Origin of the sequence: Actinomadura darangshiensis, assembly GCF_004349235.1 — a bacterium.
Taxonomy (GTDB): Bacteria; Actinomycetota; Actinomycetes; order Streptosporangiales; family Streptosporangiaceae; genus Spirillospora; species Spirillospora darangshiensis.
In genome coordinates this window covers 1-13,763 of the sequence record NZ_SMKY01000237.1, presented here as the reverse complement: position 1 = coordinate 13,763, position 13,763 = coordinate 1, and the positions used below count along the sequence as shown (strand labels likewise).

General features: G+C 74.4%; 11 protein-coding genes. 3 read left to right on the top strand and 8 right to left on the bottom strand.

Features of this window, described 5'->3' with window-relative positions:
- The coding region (locus E1293_RS35005) for an oxygenase MpaB family protein (protein ID WP_132202351.1) at nt 1-830 on the top strand (830 nt) is incomplete at its 5' end.
- Between the two features lie 13 nt (nt 831-843).
- On the top strand, nt 844-1,476 hold the full coding sequence (locus E1293_RS35000; protein WP_132202349.1) for a TetR/AcrR family transcriptional regulator: 633 nt from the start codon (nt 844-846) through the stop codon (nt 1,474-1,476).
- Between the two features lie 14 nt (nt 1,477-1,490).
- On the opposite strand, the gene E1293_RS34995 is transcribed toward E1293_RS35000, so the two are convergent.
- The 5 genes from E1293_RS34995 to E1293_RS34975 form a co-directional block, all read right to left on the bottom strand.
- Entirely contained in the window at nt 1,491-3,242 is a 1,752-nt protein-coding gene (locus E1293_RS34995; protein ID WP_132202347.1) for an ATP-binding protein, read from the bottom strand.
- 265 nt (nt 3,243-3,507) lie between these two features.
- On the bottom strand, nt 3,508-4,182 hold the full coding sequence (locus E1293_RS34990) for a response regulator transcription factor (protein ID WP_132202345.1): 675 nt from the start codon (nt 4,180-4,182) through the stop codon (nt 3,508-3,510).
- Nucleotides 4,173-5,957, bottom strand: coding sequence for a sensor histidine kinase (locus E1293_RS34985; protein ID WP_132202343.1), 1,785 nt, complete (start codon nt 5,955-5,957; stop codon nt 4,173-4,175). Before E1293_RS34985 ends, E1293_RS34990 begins: the two co-directional genes overlap by 10 nt.
- 96 nt (nt 5,958-6,053) lie before the next feature.
- The gene (locus E1293_RS34980) at nt 6,054-6,857 is read right to left on the bottom strand and encodes an SAM-dependent methyltransferase (RefSeq protein WP_132202341.1); all 804 of its coding nucleotides are present in this window, start codon (nt 6,855-6,857) and stop codon (nt 6,054-6,056) included.
- Between the two features lie 52 nt (nt 6,858-6,909).
- Nucleotides 6,910-7,599, bottom strand: a complete 690-nt coding sequence (locus E1293_RS34975; protein ID WP_132202339.1) for a TetR/AcrR family transcriptional regulator — start codon at nt 7,597-7,599, stop codon at nt 6,910-6,912.
- Between the two features lie 82 nt (nt 7,600-7,681).
- Between E1293_RS34975 and E1293_RS34970 the strand changes: the two genes are divergently transcribed.
- Nucleotides 7,682-8,464 carry an SDR family NAD(P)-dependent oxidoreductase gene (locus tag E1293_RS34970; protein WP_165978535.1) on the top strand — a complete coding sequence of 261 codons (783 nt, stop codon included), beginning with the start codon at nt 7,682-7,684 and terminating at the stop codon, nt 8,462-8,464.
- Here E1293_RS34970 and dinB read toward each other — a convergent pair.
- The 3 genes from dinB to E1293_RS34955 all read right to left on the bottom strand — a co-directional run.
- Nucleotides 8,461-9,636, bottom strand: coding sequence for a DNA polymerase IV (dinB, locus tag E1293_RS34965; protein ID WP_243716990.1), 1,176 nt, complete (start codon nt 9,634-9,636; stop codon nt 8,461-8,463). The two genes, E1293_RS34970 and dinB, sit on opposite strands and share 4 nt — an antisense overlap.
- Before the next feature lie 85 nt (nt 9,637-9,721).
- Nucleotides 9,722-12,643 (bottom strand): glycoside hydrolase family 48 protein, encoded by a 2,922-nt coding sequence (locus E1293_RS34960; RefSeq protein WP_243716983.1) that lies wholly within the window; start codon nt 12,641-12,643, stop codon nt 9,722-9,724.
- A 115-nt stretch (nt 12,644-12,758) separates the two neighbouring features.
- A partial coding sequence (locus E1293_RS34955; protein WP_207939270.1) for a LacI family DNA-binding transcriptional regulator occupies nt 12,759-13,763 on the bottom strand: 1,005 nt, incomplete at its 5' end.

The following is a 13,763-nucleotide window of genomic DNA, read 5'->3' as shown; positions in this document are numbered from 1 at the left end:
TTCCCGGACCGTCCTCGCTGACCTGGCGGTACGCGGGCGACTGGCGCGGCGTGTTCACCAGCAGGTCGACGCTGCTCCTGCAGGTCGCCCATCCCGTGGTCGGCGCGGGCGTCGCCGACCACTCGGAGTTCCTCACCGACCGCTGGGGACGGCTGCTGCGCACCTTGGAGTCGACGTTCGACTTCCTCGGCTACCGGGGCGAGGACCGCGGCCGGACGGAGGCCGCCCGGCTCCGCGAGATCCACAAGGACATCAAGGGCGTCGACGCCGAGGGGCGCCGCTACCACGCGCTGAACCCCGAGGCCTACCTGTGGGTCCACGCGACGCTCTACCACGGCATGGTGCAGACGCAGCGGCTGTTCGGCCGCCCGCTCGGGCCGGTGAAGGAGGCCGCCCTCTTCCAGGAGTGGCGCGACCTCGCGCTCGCCCTCGGCGTCACCGAGCGCCACCTGCCGGACGGCCCGGCCGCCTTCCGCGCCTACTTCGACGGCATGGTCGAGGACCGGCTCGAACGCAACGAGACCGTCGACCTGCTCATCCGGCTCGACCGCACGCCGCTGCCGCCGCCGCCGAACTGGCCGCTGCCGAGGGCCGCCTGGACGGGGCTCGCGCTCCCGCCGACGCGGCTGCTGCGAGCGACGGGCCTCGCCGCGCTCCCGCCCGTCCTGCGCGAGCGGTTCGGGCTGCGCTGGACGGCGTCCGAGCGGCGCCGCTTCGAGGTCTTCGCGCGCGGGCTGCGGCTCGCCGACGCGGTAACGCCGCCCCCGCTGCGCTACTCCCCCGTCGCCTACCGCGCCATGCGGTCGGCCCGCAAGGCGCGCACCGGCTAGAGTCGGCCGCGAGATGACGAGCGACGGCGACGAACTCCTGCGGAACCTGCTCACCGGCGTCCCGGAGAACGAGCCGCAGGCCGACCGGATCCTGGACGCCGCGCTGCGGTGCTTCGAGACCTACGGGCCGCGCCGCACCACCATGGACGACGTCGCGCGCGAGGCCGACCTCGGCCGCGCCACGATCTACCGGCGCTTCCCCACCAAGGGCGACCTCGTCACCGGTGTCCTGCTGCGGGAGGCGCGGCGGTTCTTCGCCGAGCTGGACGAGGCCGTCGCCGCGCTCCCCACCCTGGAGGAGCGCCTCGTCGAGGGGTTCGCCGTCACGCTGCGGATCAGCCGGGAGCAGCGGCTGATGACCCGCCTCATGGTCGTCGAACCCGAGCTGATCCTCCCGCACTCCACGGTCAAGGCCGGGCCGCTGCTGGCCGCCGCCCGCGGCTACCTCGCCGGCCGGCTGCGCACCGCGCAGCGCCACGGCGCCGCCCCGGCCGGCGTCGACCCGGAGCTGGTCGCCGAGATCCTCGTCCGCCTCACCCACTCCCTCGTCCTCACCCCCGAGGGCCACATCCCCCTCGACGACGCGGGCGCCCGCGACTTCGCCCGCCGCTACCTCGTCCCCATCGTGCGCCCCTCCCCCGCGTGACCGCGCCGGCGGCCTCAGGGCACGGGAAGCACGATGCGCACCGTGGTGCCTTCGCCGGGTGGGCTGGTCACGGTGACCTGGCCGCGGAGGGCGCGGACGCGGTCGGTCAGGCCGGCCAGGCCGCCGCGGGGGGTCGCGGACGCGCCGCCGATTCCGTCGTCGCCGACCTCGGCGACGATCTCGGCCGGGCCGGGGCGGACGGTCAGCCCGATCGAGGCGGCCCGCGCGTGCTTGACGGCGTTGGTGAGGGCCTCGCAGAGCGCGAAGTAGAGGGTCGACTCGATCTCCGGCGGGAAGCGCCCGGCCGGCAGGTCCAGGCGGACGGGCACGCCGGTGCGTGCGGCGACCAGTTCGATCGCCGGGGCCAGCCCGGAGTCGGCGAGGATCGCCGGGTGCACGCCGCGGGCGAGGTCGTCCAGTTCGGCGACCGCCTCGGCCAGCTCGCGGCGGCAGGTCCGGGCCTGCTCGCGGGCCGCCGCGTCAGCGGTCGCCTCCGCTAAGCCCGCGAGCATCTCCTCCAGGGTGCGGAGCCGCTGCTGGGCGCTGCGCTTCAGGTCGGCCGCCAGCCGCTCGCGCTCCGCGGCCTGCACCCGCACCAGGCGCTCCCGCGCGTCGCGGGCCCGTTCGAGGGTCGCCTGGGCGGCGGCCTGCAGCCGGACGGTCTCCAGCGCGCGGCCGCCCGCGATCAGCGCCGCCTCGACGAGCGGCTCGTGGTCGCGGAGCGCGACGGCGACGTCGACGGTGGCGAGGGGCTCGCCGCCCGACGTCCGGACCTCGTGCCGCCAGCGCCCCGGGACGTCGCCGCCGGCGCTGCGGCCGGCCATGTCGACGTACCCGCCGTCCGCCCACATCCACAGGTCGAGGGTGTCGTCGCGCAGGACGGTGCGCAGCGCGTCGCGGACCGTCGCCACGGAGACGGGCGCGGTGAGCAGGCGGTGCATCCGCTCGGCGACGGTCAGCTCGGCGAACCGGGTGCGCAGGGCGGTGGCGAGGAACGCCAATGGCAGCCCCGTGGCGAAGACGCCCTGGATGAGGTAGACCTCCAGCACGTCGTCCAGGTCGAGGCCGGTGCCGAGGAGCGTGCCCTGGACGGCCAGGGCGCCGGTGACGCCGATCGTCACGGCGGCCGCGACGGGGACGGCGAGCGCGCGGTCGAGCCGTCCGGTCCGGGGCAGCCGCGCCACCAGGATGATCACGAAGGCGCCGGCCAGCGCCGCCATCGCGGCCGTCACCGCGCGCTGGACGCAGTCGAACACCTCGTGGTCGGGGTGGATCGCGGGCCAGGTCACCGAGCCGGCGAAGCCGTTCCAGCCGGGCCGGGAGCAGACGCACAGCAGCGCCTGCCCGCCGACCATGATCATGACGGCGGCGGCGGTCCACAGCCGGGCCGCGGCGCCCTGCAGCCGCCCGCCCGGGTACGACAGGACGCCGACACCGATCGCGAGGAAGAACACCGACTGGGCGAACACCGACACGAGCGGCGCGGCTCCGGTGTTCCACGCCGCGGCCCAGGTGACCGCCCACGCCGCGGCGGCGAGGACGAACCACCGTCCGGTCCGGCGGCCGAGCCGCCCGGCGGCGAACAGGCCGCCCGCGACGGCGAACCCGCCGCAGCAGGCCAGCGTGACCGCGGCCTCCGCGGGATGCCCCCGCCAGTGGGGCCAGCCGGAGGCCAGCGTCGCCGCGGCGACCGAGGCGCCCGCCGCCAGGGCGCGCCGGACCCGCGCGCCGAGCCACAGCGGCGGCCACCGGGGGACGGGCCTCACCGCGCTCCCTTCCGTGTCGTCCCGGGAAACCACCGTCCGGGACTGGGGTTTTCCCGGATGTGCGCGGAGTGCCGCACCGGGAGCATGAAACCGTGCCGGACACGGCCCTGGCGGGGCCCGGACCGGGCCCGCGGCGTGTCCCGGTGGCGTGCGGGGGCCACCACCGGGTCACTCGGCGCGACCCGGCACGCGCGGTCAGTTTTCCGCACGGCGCGCGGGAAGCGCGAGGGGCCGTTACCCGATTGATGCGCCCGACCGGATCCGGTCAGCGCGTCTCCGCGGCCCGCAGCCAGGTGAGGACGGCGAGCACGCGCTTGTTGCTGTCCTGGGGGCCGGGCGGCCCGCCCGGCGAGGTGATCTTGAGCTTGGTGAAGATGGCCCGCACGTGGTCCTCGACGGTCCGCGCGGACAGGTGCAGCCGCTTGCCGATCCCCGCGTTGGAGTGCCCCTCCGCCATCAGCTCCAGCACCTCCCGCTCGCGGCCGGACAGCCGGGCCAGCTCCTGCTCGCGGTGCCGCGCCTCGACCAGCCGGGTCACCACGTCCGGGTCGATGACGACCTCGCCGCTGCGCACCCGCTCCAGCGCCGAACGCAGGTTGTCCACATCGGTGACGTGGTCCTTCAGCAGGTAGCCGACGCCGCGCGGCTGGTCGCGGAACAGCTCCATCGCCTGCGGCGTCTCGTTGAACGCGGACAGGACGAGCACTCCGAGGCCGGGGTGGCGCGCCAGCAGCCGGCGGGCCGCGACGACGCCCTCGTTGGTGAACGTCGGCGGCATGTGCAGGTCGACGATCGCCACGTCCGGCGGGTCCTCGGCGATGAGGGCCAGCAGCTCCTCGCCCGACCCCGCCGACACCACGACCTCGATGCCGACCGTGGTGAGCAGGGTGACCAGCGCCTGCCGGAAGATCCCGCTGTCCTCCGCCACCGCTACTCGCATGGAAGGTCCATCCTCACCGTCGTGCCCGTGCCGGGGCCGCCATCGACTTCCACCTCGCCGCGCAGCGCCCTGATCCGGCCGGTCAGCCCGGCCAGGTCGGCGGCCGGGGCGGCGGGGGCGGCGCCGTCGAGCCCGACCTCCGCGACCAGCCGCCCGTCCTTCTCGCCGACCCGCACCGACACCTGGGTCGCACGCGCGCGGTCGACAGCGTACGACAGGGCCTCGCAGAGCGCCGAGTAAAGGGTGGACTCGATCTCGCGGGAGAACCGGCGGGGCGTGACGTCGAGCGCGACGCGGGTACCGAGCCGCTCGGCGACGACCTCCAGCGCCGGCCCGAGCCCGTCCTGGACGAGCAGCGCCGGCTGCACCTCGCGGGCGAGCGCCCGCAGCTCGGCGAGCGCCTCCATCAGCTCGCCGCGGCAGTTGCGGGCGTGCTCCCTGACCGCCGGGTCGCCGGTGACGGCCTCCAGCGTGCCGAGCATCGCGCCGAGCGCCAGCAGCCGCTGCTGCGCGCCGTCGTGCAGGTCGCGGGCGAGGCGCTCGCGCTCGACGGTCTCGGCGCGGACGAGCCGCCGGTAGGCGGCCCTGACCTGCTCCAGGCCCGCCTGGACGCTCGCCTGCAGCCGGGCGGTCTCCAGCGCCCGGCCGCCCGCCACGAGCGCCGCCTCGACGAGGGACCCGTGGTCGCGGAGCGCGCCGCCGAGTTCGACGACGGCGAGCGGGCCCCCGGCGGCGCTGCGCACGCGATGCCGCCGGCGGTCCCCGTCCCGCTCCCCTGTGCCGTCGTCCGCCAGGTCGAGGGTGACGGGAAGCCCGGCGGTGTCGACGTAGGTCTCCTCCATCGGCGCCCAGAACCACAGCTCCAGCGTCGGGTCGTGCAGGACGTCGCGCAGCGCGTCGCGGACCCGCTCGACCGACACCGGCGCGGTCAGCCGCAGCATCCGCCCGGCGACGGTCAGCTCGGCGATGCGGACACGCAGCCCGGACGCCAGCAGGGTGAGCGGGACGATGACGACGACGGCGCCCTGCACCACGTACACGTGGAGCAGGTCGTCCAGCGGGATCGACGTCGTCATGACCGGCTTCTGGGTGAGCGCGGCGGAGATGCCGACGAACCCGATCGCGAGGGTCACCGGCAGGATGAGCAGCCGCCGCATCCGGCCCATCCGCGGCAGCCGGAGCAGCAGCACGACGGCGAGCGACACGGCGAGGAAGACGTAGAGGCCGCCGGAGACCTTCAGGACGGTCCGGAAGACCTCCAGGTCGGGGAACGGCGCCGGCCACCACACCGAATCGCCGCGGAACGCCGCCCACTCCGGCTCGGAGGTGACCCACAGCGCCGTCGGGCAGCCCCAGAGCACCACGCACGCCAGCACCGTCCAGATCCGGTCGGCCAGGTACTCAAGGCGCCCGCCCGGGTACAGCAGGACGCCCACGGCCAGCGCGAGGTAGAAGGTGGCCTGAGCGTACGGCGACATGATCGGCCCGAGGGTCGCGTCCCAGCTCGCCGCCCAGTTGGCCGCCCAGCAGACCGACGCGGCCGCGAACAGCAGCCCGGTGCGGCGGGTGCGCCCCCCGGTCGCGAGCAGCACGCCCACCACGGCGATCGCGGCGCAGCTCGCCAGCGTGATCGCGGCGGCGGCCGGGTGGCCCCGCCAGTACGGCCAGCCCGCGAGGAGCGCCAGTCCCGCCACCGCCAGGCCGGCGGCGAGGGCGCGCCTCGTCTCCGCCCCGAACCACGGCGGCGACCTGCGCCTCCGCGGTGCGGAAATCACCACGACCATCCTTTCGATGCTGGTCCATCCGGCCACGTCCGGCCACCGGGGACACACGGGCGCCCGGTCCGTGGTTCCCCGGACCGGGCGCTCCGGTCAGCGCCGGCCGACGCCCGCGAGGGTGAAGGTGCGCTCGGGGTGCGCGACCCTCGCGGCGGACAGGTCGGGCCGCCACTGCGAGGTGAAGACCAGGCCCGGCTCCACGAGGTCGAAGCAGGAGACTATCTCGTGGACGCCGGCGCGGCTGCGGCCCCAGAAATGCGCGGTGGTCGGCTTGAACACGGTGCCGACGTCGCCGCCCGACTGGGGCTCGGGGTCCTGGGTGATGTGCGTGAACACCAGGTGGCTTCCCGGCGCCAGGACCGCGTGCAGGCCGCGGACGGCGGCGGCCGCCTCGGCGGTGTCGTGGACGAAGTGCAGGACGCGGTCGAGGATGACCGCCACCGGCCGCTCGAAGTCGATGAGGGCCTGCACCCGCGGGTCCGCGGCGAGGGTCTCGGGCCGCTTCGGGTCGCACTGGACGACGGCGGTGCGCGACGTCCGCGCGAGCAGCGCGCGGGCGTGCGCGAGGACGACCGGGTCGCCGTCGGCGAACACGACCGCGGCGTCGGGCGCGACTTCGGCGGCGACCTCGTGGACGTTGCCGCGCGCGGGCAGCTTGCAGCCGACGTCGATGAACTGGCGGACGCCCTCCCGGGCGAGGAAGCGGACCGCGCGCCCGATGAAGGCGTGGTTCTCCAGCGCGGCCATCCGCGCCTCGGGGATGACGTCGAGGAGCTCCTCGGCCACCTCCCGGTCGGCGGTGTAGTTGTCCTTGCCGCCGAGCAGGTAGTCGTAGATCCGGGCCGTGTTGGGCGTCACCAGATCGACCTCGGCGGGAGACCACCTCTCATCAGCCATCGCGAACTCCACTCGATCCCGGGAGACGATCGTCTCATGGAGGGCGCGGTGCTCACGCCGGGGCCCGCGTGCCCCGGGCGCCGAATCGGCCGTGCGGGTCGGCGCCCGCGGGCTGGGCACCGTCCTCACCGTCCAGCAGGTCGAGGACCGCCGATCCGAGGCCCGTCTCCGGGTCCTCGGCGGCAGCGGCGCGGAGCGCGGCGGCGAGGGTGGCGGCGGCCAGCGACACCAGGCGCTCGCGCGGGACGTCCCGGTGCCGGAGGTGGTCGATGACGATCTCGTCCAGGTACCCGACCCAGCCGCGCATCGTCGTGCGCAGCACCGGCCGGACCGGGGCCGCCGCGCCCAGGGCGTCCAGCAGCCGCCTGGCCCCCTGCCAGCGCAGGTCCTCCACGATCCCGCGCACCTCGGGATCGGACCCGTTGCCGCCGCGCGTCACCGCCAGGAAACCGGCCGCGTTGGCCTCCATGAACGCGATGTGCCGGTCGAGCGCGTCGCGGAGCTGCGCGCCCGGCGTATCCCCCCGCGGGACGACCTCGTGCACGGCCCGGAGCCGGTCGGCGGCGGCGCGCAGGGTCGCGAGGTAGAGGCCGCGCTTGTTGCCGAAATGGTGCGCGATCAGCCCGTACGCGACTCCGGCGCGCTTGGCGATCTCCGTTGTGGTGACCTCGTCGAAGGCGCGCTCGGTGAACAGCTCCGCGGCGGCCTCGATCAGCATCGCGCGGCGGTCGGGCCTGACCATCGGCTCTCTCCTCGGTTGACGTCCGTCCTGGCCGGAGACTAGCGTCTCAAATTGATTGATAATCAGTCAATTTGGAGGGCACGTGACACGCGTGAACCTGGACGGGGCACCGATCCTGCTGACGGGCGCATCGAGCGGGATCGGCCGCGCCCTGGCCCTCGCGCTCGCCGGCCGCGGAGCCCGCCTGGCCATCGCGGCCCGCCGGAAGGACGCCCTTGTAGAGGTCGCGGACGCCGCGCCCGGCCCGGTGCGGCCGCACGTGATCGAGGCCGACCTGTCGCGTCCCGGCGCCGCCGCCGACCTGGCCGGGCAGGCCCTCGACTCGCTCGGCACCGTCCGCATCCTGATCAACAACGCGGGCGTCGGCCTGGTCGGCACGCAGCGCGAAGTGGGTGACGACGACGCCGCCCGCGCGCTCTTCGAGACCAACTTCTGGTCACCGATCGCACTGACGCGGGCACTGCTGCCCACCCTGCGCGGAGGCACGGTCGTCAACGTCACCTCGACCCTGCAATCGCTGCCCGTCCCGACGCTGGGCTACTACGGCGCGTCCAAGGCGGCGCTCGCGCATGCGACCCGCACGCTCCGCAATGAGCTGCGCGGAACCGGGACCACCGTCATGGAGTACGTCCCGGGCGCCACCGACACCGCCGCCCGCGACATCGACCTTCTCCCCTGGCACGGCAAGCCCGCGCGGACTCCGCCGCCCGTCTCCCCCGAGTCCGCCGCACGCGCCATCGTCCGCGCGATCGAACGCGGCGAGCGCCGCCGCGTCCACCCGTCCCCTTCGCTGCTGCCGCTCGAACTCCCGGCCGCGGGCCGCCTGATGGCCGCGCTGGTGACCCGCAGGATCCGGCTCGGCTAGTCGGGCAGCGTCGGGACTTGGACGCCCTGGTCGCGGCCCAGCAGCACCGCGCGGGTGATCGCGGACGACCCGAACCGGCCGCGGACCCCGTCCATCGCCTCGTCCACGGCCAGGCTCTGGTCGAACGGCAGCGCCAGCTGGACGGCCCGGTCGTCGTGCAGGTTGCCCAGCGAGACGCCGATCAGGGTCAGCCCCCGCTCCTCGATCATCGGCGCGGCGGCGGCGAGCAGCCCGCGCGCCGCCGCCAGGATGACGGGTGTCTCGGCGGTCGCCTGCGGCAGCGTGTGCGAGCGCGTGGCCCGCGCGTAGTCGCCGAACCGCAGCCGGAGCGTGATCGTCCGGCACACGCGCCGGGCCTTGCGCAGCCGCCCGCCGAGCCGGTCGACGATGCCGACGAGCATGGCGTCCAGTTCCCCGGGCGTCCGGCGGCGGCGTCCGAGCGCGCGCTGCGAGCCGATGGACCGGCGGCGCACCCCCGTCCGCACCGGGCGCGGGTCGCGGTTGAGCGCCAGCGCGTGCAGATGGCGGCCCGCACCCGGGCCGAGCACCGACACGAGCGTGGACTCGGGCATGTCCGCCACGTCCCCGACCGTGCTCACGCCGAACCTGGCGAGCTTCTCGGCGGTGGCGGGCCCGACGCCCCAGAGCCGCCGCACCGGCAGCGGGCGCAGGAACTCCAGCTCCCCGTCCGGCGGCACCACCAGGAGCCCGTCGGGCTTGGCGACGCCGCTGGCGACCTTCGCGAGGAACTTGGTGCGGGCGACGCCGACGGTGATCGGCAGCCCGACCTCCTCGGCGATCTCCCGCCGCAGCCGGGCGGCGACGCCCGCGGGCGACCGGCGCAGCCCGTCCGCGTCGAGGAACGCCTCGTCGATCGACAGGCCCTCCACCAGCGGTGTCGTCGCCCGGAAGACGGCGAACACCGCCTTGCTCGCCGCGCTGTAGGCGTCCATGCGCGGTGGGACGATGATCGCCCGCGGGCACAGCCGGCGCGCCTGCCCGCCGCTCATCGCCGTCCGCACGCCGTGCGCCTTGGCCTCGTAGCTGGCGGCCAGCACCACTCCCCCGCCCACGATCACCGGCCGCCCCCGCAGCGCGGGATCGTCCCGCTGCTCGACCGACGCGTAGAACGCGTCCAGGTCGGCATGCAGGATCGAAGCACTACCGGACACGAACATATGTTCGCATACGCGAGCGACCCGTGGCGGACTGCTCCGCCACGGGCCGCCGCAGGTCAGGCTGCGGACTCCTTCCGGGTCACTCGTTGAAGAGGCGGCCGTAGTCGGCCATGGCTAGGGCTACGTCTGCCTGGGCCCAGAACCGGTGGTAGTTGAAGACCGGTGCGGTCGAGCTGCTGCCGTTGGCGTAGGCCATGACGCGCTGGTAGTCGGGGTCGCTCTTGTAGAAGGAGCGGATGGACATGAACGTCGAGCCGGAGTCGATGGGGTCGCCGTTCGGCATGTCCCCGGACCAGCCGGACGGGACGTAGACCGGGTCCGTGACGCGCTTGTAGTCGGATTTGGTCTCCGGCACCGAGACGCCCTTGGTGTCGCTGTGCTTCCAGATGGCGTCGAGCAGGTCCTGGGCCATCTGCTTGGCGTCGGCGTCGCCGGACTCGGCGGCGTAGTACGACAGGGTCTTGGCGTACGCGGCGGCCACGCCGACATCGTTGGTGTAGTCCTGCACGGAGACGTGCAGGTCGGTGTTGGCGGCCGGCATGCCGCTGGCCGAGGACCAGTTGGCATCCGGCTGTCCGGTCCACTTGAGGGTCGACGGGATCTGCATGTCGCCCGTGGACGGGTCGACCGTCGTGTTCGCCAGCGCCCAGGAGACCCACTTGTCGAGGATCGCCTTCGCGGACGCGTCGCCGGTGACCTGGTAGTACTCGGCCACGCGCTCCATCGACCAGGCTTGGAACCCGAACCACTGGTTGGACGGCGGGTCGTGGTAGACGGGCTGCCAGTCGTAGGCCATGCCGAAGAACTCGGTCAGGCCGGTCGGCGGCGTGCTGTAGCTGCCCTCCCAGCTGTTGGTGACGCCGCCCGCGATCGCGCCTTCCGCGGACTGCAGCCACTTGTACAGCTGGAGCTGCCGGGTGAGGCTCTTGCCCCAGTCGGCCTTGGCCGTCGCGCCCTTGGGGGCGAGCGCGGCGTCGTTCACCAGCGCGTAGGCGGCCAGGGGGTTCTGGTAGCCGAAGTGCGAGGCGCCGTCGCCGATGCGCCAGGCCCAGCCCGCGCTCGTGTCCGTCGCGCCGCCCCAGGCGTAGTACCAGGACAGCAGGTAGTGCTCGCTGTCCTTGCCCGACCCGGCGGGGCAGGACGTGGAGTGGCAGTCGCCGATCTTCTTGAAGTACTTGTCGAAGAACGAGTACCGCAGGTAGTCGCCCATCTTGCCGGCCTTGGCCACGGTGGCCGAGACGTCGCCGGCCTGGCCCTGGTCCTGCGCCCAGATGTTCGCCCAGTACGCGGCCTGGATGGCGCGCGCGTCGGCGTCGGGGGCGTCGGTGAACTTCCACTGCTCGGCGTAGGACGAGTCGCCGATGAACAGGTCGAGGTAGCCGTTGGGTCCGCCGAAGGCGAACTTGTCGCACGTCGGCTGCGGGACGGTCTCGAACACCGACTCCTGCGAGCCGCGCTGGTAGGTGTTGATGTAGGACGGGCCGTCGGCGTCAGGGCCGTCCTCGCAGCCGCCGCCCGGCGTGTTGCCGTAGCCGTAGACGTTGTCCACGTCCTGCAGCCAGTGCATTCCGTAGATGTCGTCGGTGCCGTACGCGGACTTCAGCTCGCTCGCGATCGGGTCCTGGCCGACCGGGACGCTGCCGTCGATCTGCGACGGGTAGTCGCTCGGCAGCGGGTGCTCGGCGGCGTAGGTGGCGGGCTTGGAGGCGTTGTAGAAGGAGTTGGTCGGCTGGTCAGCGTGCGTCGGGATCATGTACTTCTCCATCAGCGCCCAGGAGGCGTTGAAGGGGGCCCAGTTCTGCGTGACCTTGCCGTACATGGCCTCCAGCCAGATGAGGTAGCTGTAGGCCTCGGACGTCGTCTCGTGCCCGTGGTCGGGCGCCTCGACCATGAACGTCTCGACCGAGTGGTACGGGATGCCCTCGGGGCTGAAATAGCCGTTCGCCGGGTCCTTGATCTTGTTGTACTGGTCGAGGAACCGCTGCGTGTAGGTGTCGCCCGAGGTCGCCACCTCGGTCGCGGTCACCTTGGCCACCGCGTAGCCGGACGCGGTCGAGGTGAACGTCGCCTGGCCCGTCCCGGAGCCGTCCGCGGTGATCGTCACGTTCTGCCCGGTGGACCAGTTCTGCGGGGTGAAGGTGAGCGTCCCGCCGCCGGTCACGGACAGGCCGCTGTTGCCCGCGGTGCGGGCCGTCGTCACGGTGACGTTGGAGGACGGCGCCTCCGACAGCTTCACCGCGTAGGTGGCCTTGGCGCCCTGCGCGACGGTCAGCGTCGCCGGGCTCGCCACGACGGTCGCCCCCGCCGCCACCGTGACCCCGACCGGTGCGGACTCGGCCGTCGCGCCGGTGCTGTCGGTCACCTTGGCGTAGATCGAGTAGTTGCCGGCCGCCGAAGGCGTCCAGTCCAGGCCGTAGGGAGCGCTGGTGTCGGCGGCGCCGAGCGAGCCGTCCTGGTCGAAGAACTCGACCTTGGACACCGACGCGCCCGACCCGGCGGTCGCGGTGGCCGCCAGCGGAACCGCCGCGCCCACCGAGTACGTCGTGCCTGCGGACGGGCTCGTCAGCGCCACCGTCGGCGCGGACGTGCTCTGGTTGCAGGGCGTGCCGTTAAGGCTGAACGCCGTCGGGTCGGCGTTGGTCCCGCTGTAGGTGAACTGGCCGCCGACGCTCACCGACGTTCCGCCGGCCAGCGTCCGGTTCCAGTTCTCGTTCTCGACCGTGACCTGCTGGCCCGACTGCGACCACTTGCCCGACCAGCCGCTGCTCAGCTTCTGGTTCCCCGCGTAGGAGTAGGCCAGCTTCCAGCCGTCCAGCGCGTCGCCCTGGTTGGTGATGTCGATGCTCGCGGTGAAACCGCTGCCCCAGTCGGTCTTCTTGTAGACGACCTTGCAGGCCGCCGCCGCGGCGTGCGCCGGAGCCATCACGCCCAGGCCGCCGCAGAGCAGGGTCAGCGTCGCGCCCGCGGCCGTGGCCGCGCGCCATCGTTGACGTCTTCTCACCGTCGTTCCCTTCGTTCGCGCCCGGTGTCCGGGCATGGCGGGCTCCACCACCGGCGGAGCCCGGCGGCGGTGTTCGCAGGGGGTGCGGGACTGGACCCGCGTCAGCCCGGGGCCGTCAGCCCGACTCCCGGATGATCAACTTGGTGCGCAGCACGACGCCGCGCTCGGTGTTCGGCCGGCCGCCGGTGCAGGCGCGCAGCTCGCGGGCCAGCCGGGCGCCGAGGTCCTCGGCGGGCTGCCGGACGGTCGTCAGCCGGGGCCGCACCTGCCGGGCCACCGGGGCGTCGTCGAAGCCGACGACCGCGACGTCGTCCGGCACCCGGCGGCCCGCCCGGCGCAACGCGTTCAGGGCGCCGACCGCCATCTGGTCGGACGCGGCGAGGACGGCGTCGACGTCCGGCCGGCGCTCCAGCAGCCGGCGCATCGCCCGCTCGCCGGACAGCCGGCCGAAGTCGCCCTGGCAGACGAGCCCGTTGACGCCCATCCCGGCCTCCCGCGCCGCGAGCCGGTAGCCGGCGAGCCGGTCGACGGCGGCGCCCATGTCGGCGGGCCCGGCGATGGTGCCGATGCGGCGGCGGCCGGAGGCGAGCAGGTGCCGGACGGCGGCGTGCGCGCCGCCCCGGTTGTCGACGTCGACGTACGGCAGCGCCACCTCGTCGAGCGGGCGCCCGGCCAGCACCACGGGGGCGCCGGCGGCGGCCTGCACGAGCGGGGCGACCTGGTCGCGGCGGGCGCCGACGAGGAGCACGCCCTCCGCCCGCCCGCCGCGCAGGTAGCCGGTCGTCGCCCGCCACTCCTCCGCCCGGCCGGCCATCAGGACGACGAGCGGCGCGCGGCCGTCCAGCTCCCGCCGCACGCCCCACAGCAGGCGCGCGAAGAACGGGTCGCCGAGGACGCGGCAGCCGTCCTCGCAGACGACGGCGGCGATCGTGCCGGACGACTCCCGGTCGGGGGAGGCGGCCCGGCGCCGGACGTAGCCGAGCCGCTCGACGGCGGCCTCGACCTGGAGGCGGGCCGTCCTGCTGACCCGGGCGGAGCCGTTGAGCACGCGGGACGCGGTCGCCGGCGACACGCCGGCGAGCTGCGCGACGTGCGCGAGCGTGGGCGGCCGGTCGGGGAC

Coding starts and splice junctions, on each gene's coding strand:
- E1293_RS34990 (WP_132202345.1), bottom strand. CDS start 4,182: ATGCGAGTAGCGGTGGCGGAGGACAGCGGGATCTTCCGGCAGGCGCTG.
- E1293_RS34975 (WP_132202339.1), bottom strand. CDS start 7,599: ATGGTCAGGCCCGACCGCCGCGCGATGCTGATCGAGGCCGCCGCGGAG.
- E1293_RS35000 (WP_132202349.1), top strand. CDS start 844: ATGACGAGCGACGGCGACGAACTCCTGCGGAACCTGCTCACCGGCGTC.
- E1293_RS34980 (WP_132202341.1), bottom strand. CDS start 6,857: ATGGCTGATGAGAGGTGGTCTCCCGCCGAGGTCGATCTGGTGACGCCC.